Here is an 18,969-nt window from a genome sequence, read left to right as displayed (position 1 = left end):
GAGGCGGGGCCCGACGTCAGAAGCCGCGACCCTCGAGGCCGGTGCGGACGGCCTCCAGGACCCGCCCGACGGCGGCGAGGTCCTCGCGGCTGCAGCGTGCGACGAGGTAGTCGTGGACGCCGCGCACGTGGGTGTGGGCGGCCTGGGCGAGCACGTCGTGGCCGTGGTCGGTGAGCACGGCGCTCACCCCGCGACCGTCGGTGCAGCTCGCGGCGCGGCGCACGATGCCGTCACGCTCGAGTCGGGCGATGGTGTGGGTGATGCGGCTGCGCGAGTGCGAGACGGCGGCCGCGAGCTCGGCCATGCGGATCGAGCGGTCCTCGGCCTCGGAGAGGCGGACGAGGATCTCGTACTCGGCCATCGAGAGGTCGTGCGCGGCGCGCAGGTCGCGGTCGAGCTGGTCGAGGAGCACCGTCGAGCCGCCGAGGTAGGAGCGCCACCACCGCTGCTGCTCGGTGTCGAGCCAGGGCGTCGTGTCCGAGTTCTCGTCGATGGGGGCGCTGGTCATGGGGCACATCCTAGGTTCGTGGCGAGGCAGTCCAGGAGAGGGTGTTGATTGAGGCTTCAACTACATGGTAGCGTCTTCCTCGTTGACGGCTCAACCACGAGCCGCACCCCGACTTCAGGAGACACCTCATGAGCATCACCACCGGCACCTGGAACCTCGACCCCACGCACACCGAGATCGGCTTCGCCGTGCGTCATATCATGAGCAAGGTCCGCGGGAAGTTCGAGACCTTCGAGGGCTCGATCGTCAGCGCCGACCCGATCAGCGACTCGAAGGTCAGCGTCGAGGTCGACCTCTCCTCGATCAACACGGGCACCGCCGACCGTGACAACCACCTGCGCTCGAGCGACTTCTTCGACACCGAGACGCACCCGAAGATGACCTTCACCAGCACCGGCGTCGTCCAGAAGTCCGACGAGTCCTTCGTCGTCAACGGCGACCTCACGATCAAGGGCGTCACCAAGCCCCTGCAGCTCGACGTCGACTTCCTCGGCGAGGGCAAGGACCCGTGGGGCGGCACGCGCGTCGGCGTCGAGGCCACCGGCGAGATCAGCCGCAAGGAGTTCGGCATCGACTTCAACATCCCGCTCGAGGGCGACAAGGTCATGATCGGCGACAAGATCACCATCACGATCAACGCGGAGGCCGTGCTCGAGGCCTGAGCTCGCACCGCACCCCTGCGCAGCGCGACTGCGACAGCACCTCTGGCGGCGTCCACCCTTTCGGGTGGGCGCCGTCAGTCGTCGTGCGCCAGGACCATCCGCAGCGCCAGGCGGGCGTGCAGCTCGGCGACGTCCTGCGGCGTCTGCGGGCCGGTGGGGGAGAACCAGCGCACGAGGTCGATGCTGAGCGACAGGATCGCCCGGGTGGTGCCGACGACGTCGTCGACGGCGAAGTCGCCCGAGGCGACGCCCGCCTCGAGCACGCGCTGCATGACGCGCTCGATGGCGCGACGCAGCGCGGCCACCTCGGAGCGGTGCTCCGGGGTCAGCGCGTCGAACTCGTACTGCACGATGCGGCCGACGCGGCTGTGCGACGCGTGCCAGGCGCTGAAGTCGTGCACGAAGCGCCGCAGACGCTCGGGCGGGGCGGCGGCGGGGTCGTCGGCGGACTCCACGACCTGCAGGGCCGAGCGGTGCCCGTCGATGCTGACCGTGAAGAGCAGCGACTCCTTGGTGTCGTGGTGGACGTAGACCGCTGCCGGGCTCATGCCGGCGCGCGCCGCGATGTCGCGGGTCGTCGTCGCCGTGAAGCCCTTCTCGGCGAACGCCTCGACGGCGGCCTCCAGGAGCCGCTCGCGCGCTGTGGCGGTCATGACATCGTCCCTTTCGTCGGTTGACAGCATGGCCCATGCCGGGCACGCTAAGCAAGCGCTTACCTACTGGCGCGTCACTTCACGTCCGAGCACGAGACACACCAGAGCACGAGGGACCCGATGGACCGCACCGTCTACACCGCCGACCACGAGGACTTCCGCGACACCTGCGCGACGTTCCTGGCCAAGAAGGTCGCCCCGCACATCGAGCAGTACATCGAGGACAAGGCCCTCCCACGCGACTTCTGGCTGGCCGCGGGCGAGCTCGGCCTCCTCGGCCTGGAGATCCCCGAGGAGTTCGGCGGCGCCGGCGCCGAGGACTTCCGCTTCAACGCCGTCTGGGCCGAGGAGCTCAGCAAGGTCAGCGCCGCCCTCGCGTCCTGCGTCGGCATCCACTCCGACATCACCGCGCCGTACATCGTCGAGCTCGGCACGCAGGAGCAGAAGGAGCGCTGGCTGCCGAAGATCGCGTCGGGCGAGTGCCTGCTGGCCATCGGCATGACCGAGCCCGGCGGCGGGTCCGACCTTGCCGCGCTGAAGACCACCGCCGTCCGCGACGGCGACGAGTGGGTCATCAACGGCTCCAAGACCTTCATCACCAACGGCTACAGCGCCGACCTCGTGGTCACCGCCGTCCGCACGTCGCCGGAGAAGGGCGCCAAGGGCATCACCCTCTTCGCCATCGAGGCCGGCGACGAGGGCTTCAGTCGCGGCCGCAAGCTCGACAAGGTCGGCCAGACCGAGTCCGACACCGCCGAGCTGTTCTTCGAGAACGTCCGCGTCGGCGACGACCGCATCATCGGCGAGCTCGACCGCGGGTTCATCCACATGATGCAGAAGCTCCCGCAGGAGCGGCTCAGCTGCGCGATCTCCAACATCGCCCACGCCAAGCAGATCCTCGTCGAGACCATCCAGTACGCCAAGGACCGCAAGGCGTTCGGCCAGGCCATCGGCAACTTCCAGTGGAACAAGTTCCTCATCGCTGAGCTCGTCACCAAGATCGAGGTCGCCGAGGCCTACCTCGACAACGCCGTCGCCGCCCACGCCGAGAAGAAGTTCAGCGCCGTCGACGCCGCCAAGGCCAAGTGGTACACCTCCGACGTCCAGAACCAGGTGCTCGACCACTGCGTCCAGATCCACGGCGGCTACGGCTTCATGAACGAGTACCGCGTGGCCCGCGCCTGGCGCGACGCCCGCGTGACCCGCATCTGGGCCGGCTCCAACGAGATCATGAAGGAGCTCATCGGCCGCGACCTCGGCCTCTGAGCGCTAGTCCCTTTGCCGCCCCAGCTGATCGCGGAGTCCCGGCACCCCTGCCGGGTCCCTCCACCGCCCCAGCTGATCGCGGGGGCACGGGCCCCGCACCTGCACGACGCCGCACCACCCCACCACCGGAAGGCAGCACCATGACCGAAGCCGTCATCGTCTCGACCGCCCGCTCGCCCATCGGCCGCGCCGTCAAGGGCTCGCTGAAGGACATGCGTCCCGACGACCTCACCGTGCAGATGGTGCAGGCCGCCCTCGAGAAGGTCCCCGGGCTCGACCCGAAGGACATCACCGACCTGCACCTCGGCGTCGGCCAGCCGGCCGGCGAGGCGGGTCACAACCTGGCGCGTGCCGTGGCCGTGCTCTCCGGCATGGACCACCTGCCCGGCGTCACCGTGAACCGCTACTGCTCGTCGTCGCTGCAGACCACCCGCATGGCGTTCCACGCCATCAAGGCCGGTGAGGGCGACGCCTACATCTCCGCCGGCGTGGAGACGGTGAGCCGCTTCCAGAACGGCTTCTCCGACCTGCCCGGCTCGGAGAACCCGCTGTTCGCCGACGCGATCGCCCGCACCGCGAAGCGCGCCGAGGGCGGTGCCGACACCTGGACGGACCCGCGCGAGGGCGGCGAGCTCCCCGACCTCTACATCGCGATGGGCCAGACGGCCGAGAACGTCGCCCAGCACCTCGGCATGAGCCGCGAGGAGCAGGACGAGTTCGGCGTGCGCAGCCAGAACCTCGCGGAGGCGGCCATCGAGTCCGGCTTCTGGGCGAAGGACATCACCCCGGTGACGCTGCCCGACGGCACCGTCGTCTCGAAGGACGACGGACCCCGCGCCGGCGTCACGCTCGAGGCCGTGAGCCAGCTCAAGCCGGTATTCCGTCCCGACGGCACCGTGACGGCCGGCAACGCGTGTCCGCTCAACGACGGTGCCGCCGCCGTGGTCATCATGAGCGACGAGAAGGCCAAGGCGCTCGGCCTGACGCCCCTCGCGCGCATCGTCTCCACCGCCGTGACCGGCCTGTCTCCGGAGATCATGGGCCTCGGCCCGGTCGAGGCCATCCCGGCCGCCCTGCGCAACGCCGGCATGGGCATCGACGACATCGACCTCTACGAGATCAACGAGGCCTTCGCGGTCCAGTCGTGGGGCTCGGCGAAGGTGCTCGGCATCCCGCTGGAGAAGCTCAACGTCAACGGCGGCGCGATCGCCGTCGGTCACCCGTTCGGCATGACCGGCGCGCGCATCACCAGCACGCTCATCAACTCCCTGCAGTGGCACGACAAGCAGTTCGGCGTCGAGTCGATGTGCGTCGGCGGCGGCATGGGCATGGCGATGGTCATCGAGCGGCTGTCCTGATGGGTCGCTTCGACGGCAAGGTCGCGATCGTCACCGGCGCGAGCCGGGGGATCGGCCTGGGCATCGCGCAGCGACTCGTCGACGACGGGGCAAAGGTGCTGGTCACGGCACGCAAGGCCGACGCGCTCAAGGAGGCCGTGGCGTCGCTCGGGGCCGACCGGGCCGCGTTCGTGGCCGGCTCGGGCGACGACGCCGCGCACCAGGAGGAGGCGGTCCGCACCGCGATCGAGCGGTTCGGTCGGCTCGACTTCCTGGTGAACAACACCGGCATCAACCCGGTGTACGGCCGCATGATCGACATCGACCTCGAGGCCGCGGCGAAGATCTTCGCGGTCAACGTGCTGTCGGCCGTCGCGTGGGCGCAGCAGGCGTACCGGCAGTGGATGGGCGAGCACGGCGGCGCGATCGTCAACGTGTCGTCGGTGGCCGGGCCGAAGCCGGCCCCGAACATCGGCATGTACGGCGCGTCGAAGTCGGCGCTCATCCACGTGACCGAGGAGCTGGCGGTCGAGCTCGGCCCCGACATCCGGGTCAACGGTGTGGCGCCGGCCGTCGTGAAGACGAAGTTCGCGAAGGCGCTCTACGACGGTCGTGAGGACGAGGTGTCGGCCCCGTACCCGCTCAAGCGACTCGGCCTGCCCGAGGACATCGCCGGCGTCGTCGGGTTCCTGCTGTCCGACGACGCGGCCTGGCTGACCGGTCAGACGATCACCGCCGACGGCGGCCTCCTGCTGACCGGCGGCGTCTGACGTCGCTGCCGTCCTCGACGACCCCGCGGCCACCTGGTGGCTGCGGGGTCGTCCGTCTGTGCCGAGGACCTGCTGCTGCGCTGCGTGACCTTCCCCGTCCATCGGTGGATCTGCAACCGCAGGAGTGCCCCTGATGTTGCTGAGGCACCGATGCGCAGGAGGTCGGCCGGTCGGTGTCGGGGCAACGACAGGAGCGTGTCTGCGGTTGCCCAGGCACCGATGGGGGGGAGGAGAAGCGGGCGGGTGGCGTGCGCCGCGTCGTGTGACACGAAGAACATGAGGAAACCCTCGGAATAAACTTGAGGTTCCTCTCACGTTTTGCGACGATGGGGGTTCCGCCCACCTGTCGCAGCGAGGTATCACGACGTGACCACCACCCCCACGAGCCCGACGAGCACCACCACCGCCACGGGAGGCCGCCGCGAGGCGCTGGTCGACCGGCTCCGAGGGGGCCAGCGCTACGCCGTGGTCGCCGGCGGGCAGGGGGAGCCGTGGCTCGAGCCGCTCGCCGCGCTCGTGCGCGACTTCGCCCTCGAGTCCGACGTCGCCGGTCTCGTCGCGCGCGCCGAGCAGCGTCTTGCGCCGGTCGCCGCCGAGCTGCTGCGCACGGGCGTCGACGTCGCGCCGCTCGCCTGGCTCGACGCGCTCGCCGTCGGCGAGTCGGCCGAGGACGACGACGCTCCTGAGGTCCCCGACGCGGCGGCGCTGCAGGCGCCCGCGGTGTCGGTGCCCGGCATCCTGCTGACCCAGCTGGCCGGCCTCGCCGCCCTCCAGCGTCAGGGCCTCGACGTCGTCGCGACGCCGCCGGTCGCCTGCGCCGGGCACTCCCAGGGCGCGTACGTGGTGGAGGCGCTGGCGGGGGCGGACCCGGCCGACCTCTACGCCCACGCGCGGCTGGCGGGCGCCGCCGCGCAGGTCGTCGGTCGTCGCCGTGACCTGCTCGGCGCGACCATGCTCAGCGTGTCCGGGGAGAGCCCCGAGCGCGTCGCCGCCGCCCTGGCGTCGCTGCCCGCCTCGGCAGGCGTCGTCACCCGGCTGCGCAACGGTCGCCGCGCCGTCGTGCTGTCGGGGCCGCAGGAGGGTCTGCGGCGTGCTGTCGCGCTGCTCGACGAGCTCGCGGCAGCGGAGAAGGACGAGCGGGCCAGCAAGCTGACCGGCGGTGCCCCGTTCGCACCCGTCGTGGAGCCCGTCGCCGCCCGGCTAGCCTTCCACCACCCCGACCTCGACGCCGCCGCCGACCTCGCCGCGACGTGGGCCGACGTGTGCGGTCTCGACGCCGAGCAGGCCCGTCGCCTCACGCGTCGGGCGATCGTCGACCCGGTCGACTGGGTCGCGGAGGTCGAGCGTGTCCTCGACGCCGGCGCCGAGTGGCTGCTCGACGTCGGCCCCGGCGACCTCGCCGCGCGTCTGAGCGCCGGCGAGGCCAAGGTCCGGGGAGCGGGCGTCGTGTCCGTCGCGACCCGTCGCGGGCACCGGGAGCTCACCGTCCCTGGAGCCGCGCCGCGGCGAAGCCGTCCCTGGAGCTCCTACGCCCCCACGGCCGCCACGCTGCCCGACGGCTCGCTGCGCGTCGAGACCGCCTTCACCCGTCTCACGGGCCTCTCGCCCGTCCTCCTCGCGGGCATGACGCCTACGACCGTCGACGCCAAGATCGTCGCCGCGGCTGCCAACGCCGGGTTCTGGGCCGAGCTGGCCGGTGGCGGCCAGGTGAGCGAGCCGATCTTCGCCGACCGCATGGTCGAGCTGCGCGAGCTGCTCGAAGAGGGCCGCACCTTCCAGTTCAACTCCCTCTTCCTCGACCCGTACCTCTGGAAGCTGCAGCTCGGCGGCCAGCGGCTGGTGCAGAAGGCGCGCGCTGCGGGCGCGCCGGTCGACGGCGTCGTCGTCACCGCGGGCGTCCCCGAGCTCGACGAGGCCGTCGCGCTCGTCGAGGAGCTCTCGGAGGTGGGTGTCCAGCACGTCGCGTTCAAGCCGGGCACCGTCGCGCAGATCCGTCAGGTGCTCGCCATCGCGGAGCAGGTCGCACCGCGTCCGGTCATGATCCAGATCGAGGGCGGGAAGGCCGGCGGTCACCACTCCTGGGAGGACCTCGACGACCTGCTCGTCGCCACGTACGCCCAGCTGCGCGCGCACGACAACGTCGTGGTGTGCGTCGGCGGCGGCATCGGCACGCCCGAGGTCGCCGCGGCCTACCTGACCGGCGAGTGGGCGCGTGCCCACGGCCACCCGGTGATGCCGCTCGACGGCGTGCTCGTCGGCACGGCCGCCATGGCGACGCTCGAGGCCACCACCGCGCCCGACGTCAAGCAGCTGCTCGTCGACACCCCGGGCACCACCGACTGGGTGGGTGCGGGCCACGCGTCCGGCGGCATGGCGTCGGGTCGCAGCCAGCTCGGTGCCGACATCCACGAGATCGACAACACCGCCTCGCGCACCGGTCGCCTGCTCGACGAGGTGGCCGGTGACGCCGACGCCGTCGCGGCCCGCCGCGACGAGATCGTCGAGGCGCTCGACCGCACCGCCAAGCCGTACTTCGGCGACGTCGCCGCCATGACCTACGGCGCCTGGCTCGACCGCTTCGCGGCCCTCACGACCGACCATGTCGCCTCGACGGGCATCGACGAGGACGGAGGCAGCACCTGGCTCGACGTGACCTTGCGCGATCGCTTCCACACGATGCTGCAGCGCGCGGAGGCGCGTCTGGCGCCCGAGGACCACGGCGACGTCGCCACGCTCTTCGCCGCGCCGGCCGACGTCGAGGACGCGGCGACTGCCCTCGCTACGCTGCGGGAGACCTACCCGGCCGCCGACGACGTCGTGCTGCACCCGGCCGACGTACCGTTCTTCGTGCAGGTGTGCCGTCGCCCGGGCAAGCCCGTGCCGTTCGTGCCGGTGATCGACGCCGACGTGCGTCGCTGGTGGCGCTCGGACTCGCTGTGGCAGGCGCACGACCCGCGCTTCGGCGCCGACCAGGTCTGCGTCATCCCCGGCACGGTCTCGGTCGCCGGCATCACCCGCGTCGACGAGCCGGTGGGCGACCTGCTGCGCCGCTTCGAGGAGGCGACGGTCGACGCGGTGCTCGCCGCAGGCGCCGCGCCGCGCGAGGTCGTCGGCCTGCGTCGCGCGGAGGGTGCCGACGGCGCCGTCTCGCTCGTGCTGGCGGCGCCGGACGCCGTCTGGGCCGGCCGCACGGTCCGCAACCCCGTCCACCGGCTCGGGGCCCCGGCCTCGACGTCGAGCGGGTGGGTCATCGTGGCCCCCGAGCGCGCGGAGCACCCCGAGACGGGTGCCGTGCTGACCGGGGCAGGGAGCACGGCCGAGCTGACGGTCCCGCTCGACCGCGCCGGCCGGGTGCTGACCCTGGCCTTCGACGTGACCGACGCCGTCGCCACCGGCGCGGCGCCCGTCGTGCCGGTCTCGACCGCCGCGTCGGCCATGCTCGACCTGCTCACCGCCGCGGCGGGTGGCTCGCTGCCGACGGTGACGGACGGCGCCGCCGAGCTCGTCGCCCCCTGGAGCGACGACGTCGTGGCCGACCACGCGGGCGTCACGTCCGGCACCACGACCGACGTCGTCCCCGACGCGCTCGTCGGGCTGGCCTGGCCCGCGGTCTTCGCGGTGATCGGCGCGGCCCGCGCTGCGTCGGGCGAGCCGGTCGTGGAGGGCATGCTCGACCTCGTCCACCTCGACCACGCCGTCGCACTCACCGACACGCCGGCCGACGGGGCCGACCTCGCCGTCCGCGCCTCGCTGCGCTCGGTGGAGGCCACCGACCTCGGGCGCGTCGTCACGGTCGACGTCGCGGTGCGCCAGCACGACTCCACCGTCGCGACGCTCGTCGAGCGCTTCTGCGTCCGCGGTCGCCCGGGCGACGCCCACGCCGGGGAGCCCGTGCGCGCCGGCGGACGGCTCGAGGACGTCGAGGTGCACCCGACCCCGCGTCGCACCCGCGCCGAGGGCACGGTCACCGCTCCCGCCGACCTGCGCGCGTTCGCCGCGGTCTCGGGCGACCACAACCCCATCCACACCAGCACGGCCGCCGCACGCCTCGCCGGGCTCGGCGAGCCGATCGCCCACGGCATGTGGCTCTCGGCCGCGGCGCAGCGCGTCGTCGTCGAGCAGACCGGGCGCACCCTGCTCGGCTGGACCACGCGCTGGCTCAGCCCGCTGGCTCCGGGGGCGGAGGTCTCGGTCAAGGCCGAGCGCACCGCCCTCGTCGAGGGCGACGAGGTCGTCGAGGTCACCTGCCGTGCGGGCGGTGAGCTCGTCATGGCCGCCACCGCACGGCTGCGTGCGCCGCGCACCGCGTACGCGTTCCCGGGCCAGGGCATCCAGCACGCAGGCATGGGCATGGCGGGCTACCAGCGGTCGAAGGCGGCCCGGGCCGTGTGGGACCGTGCCGACGCGCACACCCGCGAGGCGCTCGGCTTCTCGATCCTCACGGTGGTGCGCGACAACCCGACCGTCCTCGTCGCTGACGGCGTCACGCACCGCCACCCCGACGGCGTGCTCTTCCTGACGCAGTTCACGCAGGTGGCCATGGCCGTCCTCGGGGCGGCGCAGATGGCCGAGCTGCGCGAGTCGGGTGCGTTCGTCGAGGGCTCCGTGCTGGCCGGCCACTCCGTGGGCGAGTACAACGCCCTCGCAGCGGTCTCCGGCGTGATCCCGCTCGAGGCCGTCGTCGAGGTCGTGTTCCAGCGCGGCTCCGTCATGCACACCCTCGTCCCGCGTGACGAGCAGGGCCGCAGCGACTACCGGCTCGCCGCCATCCGTCCGTCGCAGATCGGACTGGAGGACGACACGGCGGGGGCGTCGGGCCGTGGGCGACAGATGGAGACGGTCACGGACTACGTCGACGGCGTGGCCGAGCGCAGCGGCGAGTTCCTGCAGATCGTCAACTACAACCTGCGCGGCTCGCAGTACGCGATCGCCGGCACGGTGAAGGGCTTGGAGGTGCTCGAGGCCGACATCGCCGAGCGTCGGGAGCGGTTCGGCGGCAAGGCCGCGTTCATCCTGGTGCCGGGCATCGACGTGCCGTTCCACTCGCGCGTGCTGCACGGTGGCGTGCCCGACTTCCGCGCCCGCCTGGAGGAGCTGCTGCCGGCCGAGATCGACCCGTCGATCCTCGAGGGCCGCTACGTGCCGAACCTCGTGCCGCGGCCGTTCTCGCTCGCGGAGGACTTCATCCAGGAGGTCGCCGACCTGGTCGGCCCCTCGCCTCTCGACGCCGTCCTCGCCGACGTCGACGCGTGGACCGCCCGCCCCCAGGCGCTGTGCCGCACGCTGCTCGTCGAGCTGCTGGCCTGGCAGTTCGCCAGCCCGGTGCGCTGGATCGAGACGCAGGACCTCATGTTCGCGAGCGTCGAGAACGGTGGCCTCGGGGTCGAACGGTTCGTGGAGATCGGCGTGGGACAGTCGCCGACGGTCGCGAACCTGGCGTCGTCGACGCTCAAGCTCCCGGCGGTGCAGTCGACGTTCGGCGCCCGCGGCGTCGACGTCGCGAACATCGAGCGCGACGCCGCCGCGGTGTTCGCGACCGACGAGGACCCGGTGCCGGTCGAGGACGAGGTCGTCGCGGAGTCCCCGGCTGCCGAGGGAGCAGCCGCTCCCGTCGCCGCGGCGCCCGCTGCTGCACCCACGTCGTCGGGTCCCCGTCCCGACGACCTCGCCTTCGACGCCGCCGACGGCACCCGCACGCTCATCGCGTGGTGGACCAAGCTGCGGCCCGAGCAGATCGGTGCCGCCGACTCCATCGAATCGCTGTGCGACGGTGCGTCGTCGCGCCGCAACCAGCTGCTCGTCGACCTCGGCGGCGAGCTGTCGCTGGGGGCCATCGACGGTGCGGCCGACGCCGACGTGCCGACCCTGTCGGCCCAGGTGAAGGGTCTGGCCCGCGGCTACAAGCCGTTCGGGCCGGTGCTCTCGGCGACCTTCGCCGACCACCTGAAGAAGGTGCTCGGGCCGACGGGTCGCAAGCAGTCGGCCGTGGCCGACCGCGTGACCGACGTCTGGCAGCTCGGCGCGGGCTGGGCCAGCCACGTGCTGGCCGAGCTGGCCCTCTCGACGCGTGAGGGCGCGAGCGTGCGCGGGGGCGACCTCGCCACCGTCGCCATGCCGACGAACGGTGCCGAGGTCGACGCGGCCGTCGACGCCGCCGTGCAGGCCGTGGCGGCACGCCACGGCGTGAGCGTCGCGCTGCCGTCCACCGGCGGCTCCGACACCACCGTCGACGCCGCCGCGCTGGCGGAGATCACCGGCGAGATCACCGGACCCGACGGCGTGCTCGCGAGCACCGCCCGTCACCTGCTGGACCGGCTCGGCCTCGCGGCCGAGGCGCCCGTCGTCGAGGACGACGAGGACGCCCGGCGCGTGCTCGCGCGGGTCGAGGCCGAGCTCGGCTCCGACTGGGTCGAGGCCGTCGCGCCCGCGTTCGACGAGCGTCGGGCCGTGCTGCTCGACGACCGGTGGGCGAGCGCCCGTGAGGACCTGGCGCGGCTCGCGCTCGGTCAGGTCGACGTCGAGCCCGGCCGGTTCACGGGTGCCGGCGACGTCATCGCGAGCCAGGCCCGCTGGTGGGCGGGGCGCACCGACGACGCAGGACTCGAGAGGCGTCTGGAGCAGGTGGCCGACGTCGCGCTCGACACGACGCCCGGCGTTCCGCGAGCTCTACCGCTCGCACGCCCGCACCGGCGCCCGCCTCTGGGTGGTCCCCGCCAACATGGCCTCGTTCGCCGACGTCGACGCGCTCGCGTCGTGGGTGGTCGCCGAGCAGTCGCGCACGGTCGGCAGCACCAAGCACGTGACCAAGCCGGCCCTCGTGCCGACGATGCTCGTGCCGTTCGCGGCGGGGCGCGTCATGGGAGACCTGTCCGACGCGGGAAGCCGCACCGAGGTCGAGGCCCGCATCCTGCTGTGGTCGGTGGAGCGCCTCGTCGGCGCCCTCGCCACGACCGGCCGCGACCACGACCTCGCCTCGCGTCTGCACGTGCTGCTCCCGGGCTCGCCCAACCGCGGCATGTTCGGTGGCGACGGCGCGTACGGCGAGGCCAAGGCCGCGCTCGACGCCGTCGTCACGAAGTGGGGTGCGGAGAAGGCGTGGTCCGCGCGGGTGACGCTCACCCACGCGATCATCGGCTGGGTCCGCGGCACGGGCCTGATGGGCGGCAACGACCCGCTCGTGCGGGCCGTCGAGGCTGCGGGCGTCCGCACCTGGAGCCCCGAGGAGATGGCGTCCGCGCTGCTCGAGCAGGGCTGCACCGCGGTCGTGCGCGAGCAGGCCGCCGTCGCCCCGGTCGAGCTCGACCTGACCGGCGGCCTCGGCGAGGCCGACCTCGACCTGCGCGCCCTCGCCGAGGGCGTGGAGCGACCGAGCACCGACGTCGACGACGAGACCGCGACGGTCTCGGCCCTCGCACCGTCGCCCGCGCAGCTGCCCGACGCTGCCACCCCCGCGTGGGGCGAGGTGTCGGCGCGTCCCGAGGACCTGGTGGTGGTCGTCGGCTCCGGCGAGCTCGGCCCCTACGGCTCGGCCCGCACGCGCTTCGAGATGGAGGTGCACGACGAGCTGTCCGCCGCCGGCGTGCTCGAGCTGGCGTGGAGCACCGGGCTCCTGGCCTGGGACGACGCGAACCAGGGCTGGTACGACGTCGAGACGAACGAGGCGGTCGACGAGGCCGACGTGCACGAGCGCTACCACGACGCCGTCGTCGAGCGTTGCGGCATCCGCACGTACGGCGACGACGGCTCGATGGTCGACAACAGCGCACCGCTGCTGACGTCGGTGTTCCTCGAGCAGGACCTGACGTTCGCCGTCGGCAGCGAGGCGGAGGCGCGCGCCATGCACGCCGCCGACCCCGAGCGCACGACGATCACGTCGTCCGACGACGGCGAGTGGTCCGTCACCCGCAAGGCCGGCACCGAGATCCGCGTGCCGCGCCGCATGGAGCTCACCCGCACCATCGGGGGGCAGATCCCGACCGGGTTCGACCCGGCGGTCTGGGGCGTGCCGGCCGAGATGCTGGAGAGCATCGACCGCGTGGCGATCTGGAACCTCGTGTGCACCGTCGACGCGTTCCTGTCGAGCGGGTTCACGCCCGCCGAGCTGATGCGCTGGGTGCACCCGGCCTTCGTCGCGAACACGCAGGGCACCGGCATGGGCGGCATGGCCTCCATGCACGCGCTGTACATCAACACGCTGCTCGGTGAGAGCAACCCGAACGACATCCTCCAGGAGGCGCTGCCCAACGTCATCGCCGCGCACGTCGTGCAGTCGTACGTCGGCAGCTACGGCGCGATGATCCACCCCGTTGCCGCGTGCGCCACCACGGCCGTGTCGGTCGAGGAGGGCGTCGACAAGATCAAGGTCGGCAAGGCGGAGTTCGTCGTGGCCGGTGGCTTCGACGACCTGAGCACGGAGGGCATCATCGGCTTCGCCGACATGTCGGCCACGGCCGACTCCGGCGCGATGCTCGCCCAGGGCATCGACCCGCGTCGCGTCAGTCGCGCCAACGACCGACGTCGCGGCGGGTTCGTGGAGTCGCAGGGTGGCGGCACGCTGCTGCTGGCCCGCGGCGACGTGGCGGCGCGGATGGGCCTGCCGGTGCACGCCGTGGTCGCGTACGCCGGCTCCTTCGCCGACGGCGTGCACACGTCGATCCCGGCGCCCGGCATCGGGGCCCTGGCGGCCGGCATCGGGGGCCGCGAGTCGCAGCTGGCGCGGTCGCTGCGCATGCTCGGCCTCGACGCCGACGACGTCGGCGTCGTGAGCAAGCACGACACGTCGACGGCCGCGAACGACCCGAACGAGTCCGAGCTGCACGAGCGGCTCGCGGCGGCGATCGGGCGCAGCGCCGGCAACCCGCTGTTCGTCGTGTCGCAGAAGACGCTGACCGGTCACGCGAAGGGCGGTGCTGCCGCATTCCAGCTGATCGGTCTCACCCAGGTGCTCGCGAGCGGCGTCCTGCCGCCGAACCGCAGCCTCGACTGCGTCGACGACGTGCTGGCCGAGCACGAGCACCTGGTGTGGCTGCGCGAGCCGCTCGCCGGAGCGCCGCTCAAGGCGGGCCTGGTGACCAGCCTCGGGTTCGGCCACGTGGCTGGTCTCATCGCGCTGGCCCACCCGGAGGCGTTCGTGCAGACGCTCCCCGAGGGCGAGCGCGAGACGTACCGGGCGCGGGCGCGCGAGCGTGCCGTCGCTGGTCGGATGCGCCTCGCGCGGGTGATGGTCGGTGCGGCGTCGGCGTACGAGCGTCCGTCGGGACGTCGGCTCGGCACGGACGGCGTCCGCGGTCGCGAGGCGTCGGTGCTGCTCGACCCGCAGGCGCGTCTCGGCGACGACGGCGTCTACGTCGGGCCGTCGTGCTCGTGACGTCGGACCCGTCCGGCGCCGCGGCCGCTGGGGCGGGCCGGGTCGAGCGGGCCGGCCTGGGGGCAGCGGAGGCCGTCGCGCCCGGGGTCGCCGTGCCCGAGATCGTCGTGTCCGGTGCTGTCGTGCTGGGCGTCGGGGTCGACCTGGTGCACGTGCCGTCGTTCGAGCAGCAGCTGGAGCTGGCGGGGTCGCGGTTCGCGGGCGTGTTCACGCCGGGGGAGCGGCGCGACGTCGCCGACCGGGCGGCCGGTCACGGCGGCGGCTCGGGGCGCCACCTGGCCGTGCGCTGGGCGGCGAAGGAGGCGCTGGTGAAGGCGTGGTCGGCGTCGCTCTTCGGTGAGCCGCCGGTGATGGGTGACGAGGCGCTGCGCCAGGTGGAGGTGGTGTGCGACGCGTGGGGCCGCCCCCGCCTGCGCCTCCTCGGCGCCGTCGCCACCCACCTCCCCGACGTCGAGACCCACCTCAGCCTCACCCACGACGCGGACCACGCCCTCGCCTACGTCCTCCTCACCCACTAGCCCCCTCCCCACCCTTTGGGTTGGGCCCCACCCAAGGGATGACTCCCCACATCAGCGTTGGGTGGGTACGAACCCCTGGGGTGGGGGAGATGCCGCGACGTCTCAGCCCCACGGCCGTGCGACGTCGACGTACAACTTCCGCGACCGTGCCCGTGCGGCCTCGATCCGGGCGCAAGTCGCGGCCTGTCGCGCCGGGGAGAGGTCCACCCACCCCCACCGCGAGACGCCGTTGCGCGCGTCGCGGACGAGGTCCTCGCGGATCTTCTCCTGCACCACGGTCCGCCCCGGATCGGTCGGGTCCGGGTTGAGCCGCCCGTACTTGACGAGGCCGTCGAACTCCCCGACATGGCGGTCGAGAGTCCACTGGAAGTCGACGCGGCCGACCGCCCGGCCGGAGAGGTCGACGATGACGACCTGCGGCTCGGGGAGGTCCACGCCGTGGCGCCAGAACATCACGAAGGACCGCGACTCGCCGACGCTCTCGAACCGTCCGTCGGCGAGCTGGGCAGCACGCCGGACCATGTCGGCGTTGGCCCAGGAACGGAAACGGGCGACGTGCGCGTCCACCTCGTCGGCGCCCATCCGGGTACGCCGCAGCGCATTGCTGAGCGCGACGACGCCGTGCTCCACGCTGTGCAGGCTCGTCGTCTCCAGCGCCGCGCGGACCGGTGACGTGCAGCGGTAGCCGTCGACGTCGCTCACGTCCTCGACCGTGATCGTCGGCTCGTGCCAGACCACCCCGGCCCGGTGTCGTCCCGTCCGTCCGTCGAGGCGCGTGAGGTGCACCTCCGACAGGTCGACGTCCCACAGGTCGAGTCCGTGGAGTGCGGCTGCGGACTGGTGCGACGCGACGGCGCCGTCGTCGACGCGCGCGAGGACCGAGCGCGTCACGATGGCGTGCCGCGTGACGACGTCGAGCTTCTCCCACGCGGCTGCGACGGCGTAGGCGCCGTACCTGATTTTCACGAGCGCGCCCAGCTTGAGCAGGGCGATGGTGCGGTTCTTGTCGACGCCGAGGTCACGCAGGTGTCGGGTCAGCAAGAAACCGCCCTCGGCGGCGGCGCGTGCGGCGAGATGGTCGAGAAGGTCGCTCATAGGACGATCGAACGCCGCCGACGTCGGCATCGGCCAGGGTCGCGCTCCGACCTGTGGATGGCGCGCCCGCGCGTGATGGGCGCTGTGGACGAGGCGACGTCGGCGAGACCGGCGTCGTCGTCCCACCCCCAGGGGTGCGTCCCCACCCAACGCTGAGTGGGGGAGTCACCCTTGGGGTGGGGCCCAACCCAAAGGGTGAGGGAGGGGTCAGCGGGGGTCGGGCTCGGAGGCGAGGAGGTAGGAGGCGAGGAGGCGCTTGAGCTCGATGACGGCCTCGGCGTGGCTCTGGCCGTCGCGGACGGAGAAGTTCAGCATCGAGTAGGTCACGTGCACGAGCACCTCGGCCATGATCTGGCGACGTTCGCGCGGGGTGCCCGGGGTGAGGGGGGCGAGGAAGCGGGCGACGGCGGCGGCCAGCTCGCGCTCGGTCACGGCGGCGGTCGCGCGGGTCGCGGGCGTCGACTGCACGGCCAGCCACACGGCGCGCCGCGACGGGTCGTCGGACCACAGGCCCGCCATGTGGTCGATCATCCGGTCGAGGAAGCGCAGCCAGTCCAGCGACGGGATCATCTCCGAGAAGCGGGTGAGCTCCTCGTGCACGGCGACGGCGTCCTGGCGGTCGAGCTCGCAGACGATCACGTACTTGTTCGCGAAGTACTGGTAGAGCGTGCCCGTCGGCAGCCCCGCGCGCTGCGAGACCTCCTCGCACGTGAACGACTCGAACCCGACGTCGAGCAGCAGGTCGCGCGCCGTGCGCAGCAGCAGCTCGAACTTGGCCCGACTGCGCTCCTGCGTGGGGCGACGTCGGGGCTCGAGGATCTCGGCGGTCACGCGGCCCACCCTAGGGGACGCGCGACGACGAGGAGTGCGTTCCCGGCCGTGACCTACTCGCGGGTCACCACGCGCTCCGCCGCGACGACGACGGGGCGACGACGTGGGGGAGCGGCGCCTCAGGCCCGCAGGCCGGCCTGGATGAGCGGCTCGATGAGGTCGCCGATGCCGTCGAAGCCGGCGCCCAGGGTCTGGCCGTGGCTGTGCCGGAAGTGGATGCCCTCGAGGATCACGGCGAGCTTGAAGAAGGCGAGCGCCAGGTGGAAGTCGATGTCGGAGACGTCGCGTCCAGACTGCTGTGCGTAGCGCGCCAGCACCTCATCGCGCGAGAGGTACCCGGGTGCCTGCGCGGCGTCGGTGACCAGCCCGGCCCCGGCGCCTGCGCCCGCCTCCTCGGCCAGCTGCTGGTAGGCGAGCAGCACGGCGACGTCGGTGAGCGGGTCGCCGAGCGTGCTCATCTCCCAGTCGAGCACCGCGGTCACCTGGTCGCCGCCGTCGGGGCTCGCGTCGACGAGGAGGTTGTCGAGGCGGTAGTCGCCGTGCACGATCGTGCCCTCGCCGGTGTCGGGGATCGACGACTCGAGGCGCGCGACCAGCTCGTCCATGCCGGGCAGCTCGCGGCTGCGCGACGCGTCGAGCTGCTTCTTCCAGCGGCGCACCTGGCGCTCGAGGTAGCCGTCGGGGCGGCCGAAGTCGCCGAGACCGACGTCGTCGGGGTCGACGGCGTGCAGGTCGGCGAGCACGTCGACCATGCGCCCGGTGATGGTCCGCACCCGCTGCTCGCCGAGGGCGGCGAGGTCCGACGCCCGCGCGAACGGCGTGCCGACGACGCGCTCCATCACGTAGAACGGCGCCCCGACGACGGTGTCGTCCTGGCAGAGCCCGTAGGTGGTCGGCACGGGGACCGCGGTGTCGGCGAGCGCCGCGATGACGCGGTGCTCGCGGCCCATGTCGTGGGCGGTGGCGAGCACGTGCCCGAGGGGCGGCCGGCGGACGATGACGTCGCGACGTCCGTCGGTGACGGCGTACGTCAGGTTCGACTTGCCGCCGGTGATGAGCGACGCCTCGAGCGGGCCGACGAGCAGGCCGGGAGCCTGCTCGTCGAGCCAGCGCGCGAAGGCGTCGAGGTCGAGTCCCTCGGGCGTGCTCACGGTCGGTTCAGTCCTTCGGTCCGCCGGCGACGTAGATGACCTGGCCCGACACGAAGCCGGCGCCCTCGCTCACGAGGAACGACGCGGTGTGCGCGATGTCCTCGGGCTGGCCGACGCGCTGGACGGGGATCTGCTCGGCGCTGAACTTGATGAAGTCGTCGAACGGGACGCCGATGCGCTCCGCGGTCGCGGCCGTCATGTGGGTCTGGATGAAGCCCGGGGCGATCGCGTTGGCCGTGACGCCGAACTTGCCGAGCTCGATGGCGAGGGTCTTGGTGTAGCCCTGCAGACCGGCCTTGGCGGCGGAGTAGTTCGCCTGGCCGCGGTTGCCGAGCGCGGAGGTGCTCGAGAGGTTGACGATGCGGCCGAACTTCGCCTCGACCATGTGCTTCTGGGTGGCCTTGACGGTGTTGAAGGAGCCGCGCAGGTGGACGGCCATGACGGCGTCCCAGTCCTCGACGGTCATCTTGAACAGCAGGTTGTCGCGGATGATGCCGGCATTGTTGACGACGACGGTCGGGCCGCCGAGCTCGGCGGTGATCCGCTCGACGGCGGCGTCGACGGCGGCGGGGTCGGAGACGTCGGCGCCGACCGCGAGGGCCGCGCCACCGGCCGCGGTGATGGCCTCGACGGTGTCGGAGCAGGCGTTCTCGTCGAGGTCGACGACTGCGACGGCCAGGCCGTCGGCGGCCAGGCGCTGGGCCACGGCGGCACCGATGCCTTGGGCGGCGCCAGTGACGAGGGCGGTGCGGCGGTTCTCGCTCATGCAGTTCTCCTGAGGTAAGCGCTTGCTTAGGTCTGGGCTCACGGT

12 protein-coding genes and 1 pseudogene are annotated in these 18,969 nt (G+C 72.6%); 7 read left to right on the top strand and 6 right to left on the bottom strand.

Features of this window, described 5'->3' with window-relative positions; all coding sequences use genetic code 11:
- Nucleotides 1–16 precede the first annotated feature (16 nt).
- Entirely contained in the window at nt 17–508 is a 492-nt protein-coding gene (locus A6Q81_RS05545; protein ID WP_286689791.1) for a MarR family winged helix-turn-helix transcriptional regulator, read from the bottom strand.
- A 128-nt stretch (nt 509–636) separates the two neighbouring features.
- On the opposite strand from A6Q81_RS05545, the gene A6Q81_RS05540 reads away from it, so the two are divergent.
- Nucleotides 637–1,170: a YceI family protein gene (locus tag A6Q81_RS05540; RefSeq protein WP_067855111.1), complete on the top strand. Its 534-nt coding sequence runs from the start codon at nt 637–639 to the stop codon at nt 1,168–1,170.
- A gap of 74 nt (nt 1,171–1,244) precedes the next feature.
- On the opposite strand, the gene A6Q81_RS05535 is transcribed toward A6Q81_RS05540, so the two are convergent.
- The gene (locus tag A6Q81_RS05535; protein ID WP_144433659.1) at nt 1,245–1,823 is read right to left on the bottom strand and encodes a TetR/AcrR family transcriptional regulator; all 579 of its coding nucleotides are present in this window, start codon (nt 1,821–1,823) and stop codon (nt 1,245–1,247) included.
- A 120-nt stretch (nt 1,824–1,943) separates the two neighbouring features.
- Between A6Q81_RS05535 and A6Q81_RS05530 the strand changes: the two genes are divergently transcribed.
- The 6 genes and pseudogenes from A6Q81_RS05530 to acpS all read left to right on the top strand — a co-directional run bounded on the left by A6Q81_RS05530 (nt 1,944) and on the right by acpS (nt 15,081).
- Nucleotides 1,944–3,089: an acyl-CoA dehydrogenase family protein gene (locus tag A6Q81_RS05530; RefSeq protein WP_286689790.1), complete on the top strand. Its 1,146-nt coding sequence runs from the start codon at nt 1,944–1,946 to the stop codon at nt 3,087–3,089.
- Nucleotides 3,090–3,229: 140 nt separating this feature from the next.
- Complete coding sequence (locus A6Q81_RS05525) at nt 3,230–4,447, top strand: acetyl-CoA C-acetyltransferase (RefSeq protein WP_286689789.1); 1,218 nt, start codon at nt 3,230–3,232, stop codon at nt 4,445–4,447.
- Nucleotides 4,447–5,196: an SDR family oxidoreductase gene (locus tag A6Q81_RS05520; protein ID WP_286689788.1), complete on the top strand. Its 750-nt coding sequence runs from the start codon at nt 4,447–4,449 to the stop codon at nt 5,194–5,196. Before A6Q81_RS05525 ends, A6Q81_RS05520 begins: the two co-directional genes overlap by 1 nt.
- 951 nt (nt 5,197–6,147) lie before the next feature.
- A pseudogene (locus A6Q81_RS05515) lies at nt 6,148–10,092 on the top strand (fatty acid synthase subunit beta domain-containing protein); the annotation flags it as partial.
- 1,822 nt (nt 10,093–11,914) lie between these two features.
- Entirely contained in the window at nt 11,915–14,563 is a 2,649-nt protein-coding gene (locus A6Q81_RS17195; RefSeq protein ID WP_353681409.1) for a beta-ketoacyl synthase N-terminal-like domain-containing protein, read from the top strand.
- Nucleotides 14,560–15,081, top strand: a complete 522-nt coding sequence (acpS, locus tag A6Q81_RS05505; protein ID WP_286689786.1) for a holo-ACP synthase AcpS — start codon at nt 14,560–14,562, stop codon at nt 15,079–15,081. Before A6Q81_RS17195 ends, acpS begins: the two co-directional genes overlap by 4 nt.
- A 102-nt stretch (nt 15,082–15,183) precedes the next feature.
- Here the strand turns inward: acpS and A6Q81_RS05500 are convergent, their stop codons facing one another.
- From A6Q81_RS05500 to fabG, 4 genes are all read right to left on the bottom strand, one after another.
- The gene (locus tag A6Q81_RS05500; protein ID WP_286689785.1) at nt 15,184–16,176 is read right to left on the bottom strand and encodes a hypothetical protein; all 993 of its coding nucleotides are present in this window, start codon (nt 16,174–16,176) and stop codon (nt 15,184–15,186) included.
- Nucleotides 16,177–16,383: 207 nt separating this feature from the next.
- Complete coding sequence (locus A6Q81_RS05495) at nt 16,384–17,007, bottom strand: TetR/AcrR family transcriptional regulator (RefSeq protein ID WP_236749817.1); 624 nt, start codon at nt 17,005–17,007, stop codon at nt 16,384–16,386.
- A gap of 119 nt (nt 17,008–17,126) precedes the next feature.
- Complete coding sequence (locus tag A6Q81_RS05490; protein WP_286689784.1) at nt 17,127–18,158, bottom strand: phosphotransferase family protein; 1,032 nt, start codon at nt 18,156–18,158, stop codon at nt 17,127–17,129.
- A gap of 7 nt (nt 18,159–18,165) precedes the next feature.
- Entirely contained in the window at nt 18,166–18,924 is a 759-nt protein-coding gene (gene fabG, locus A6Q81_RS05485; protein WP_067855136.1) for a 3-oxoacyl-ACP reductase FabG, read from the bottom strand.
- Nucleotides 18,925–18,969: the final 45 nt, after the last annotated feature.

Source organism: Aeromicrobium sp. REDSEA-S38_B2, assembly GCF_001628525.1.
Taxonomy (GTDB): Bacteria; Actinomycetota; Actinomycetes; order Propionibacteriales; family Nocardioidaceae; genus Aeromicrobium; species Aeromicrobium erythreum.
Note: the sequence above shows the minus strand (reverse complement) of the source record. Positions and strands in the feature narration are given on the sequence as shown.

Excerpts from the sequence above, each read along its gene's own strand:
- A6Q81_RS05545 (WP_286689791.1), bottom strand. The coding sequence starts at position 508 with ATGACCAGCGCCCCCATCGACGAGAACTCGGACACGACGCCCTGGCTC.
- A6Q81_RS05540 (WP_067855111.1), top strand. The coding sequence starts at position 637 with ATGAGCATCACCACCGGCACCTGGAACCTCGACCCCACGCACACCGAG.
- A6Q81_RS05535 (WP_144433659.1), bottom strand. The coding sequence starts at position 1,823 with ATGACCGCCACAGCGCGCGAGCGGCTCCTGGAGGCCGCCGTCGAGGCG.
- A6Q81_RS05530 (WP_286689790.1), top strand. The coding sequence starts at position 1,944 with ATGGACCGCACCGTCTACACCGCCGACCACGAGGACTTCCGCGACACC.
- A6Q81_RS05525 (WP_286689789.1), top strand. The coding sequence starts at position 3,230 with ATGACCGAAGCCGTCATCGTCTCGACCGCCCGCTCGCCCATCGGCCGC.
- A6Q81_RS05520 (WP_286689788.1), top strand. The coding sequence starts at position 4,447 with ATGGGTCGCTTCGACGGCAAGGTCGCGATCGTCACCGGCGCGAGCCGG.
- A6Q81_RS17195 (WP_353681409.1), top strand. The coding sequence starts at position 11,915 with ATGGCCTCGTTCGCCGACGTCGACGCGCTCGCGTCGTGGGTGGTCGCC.
- A6Q81_RS05500 (WP_286689785.1), bottom strand. The coding sequence starts at position 16,176 with ATGAGCGACCTTCTCGACCATCTCGCCGCACGCGCCGCCGCCGAGGGC.
- fabG (WP_067855136.1), bottom strand. The coding sequence starts at position 18,924 with ATGAGCGAGAACCGCCGCACCGCCCTCGTCACTGGCGCCGCCCAAGGC.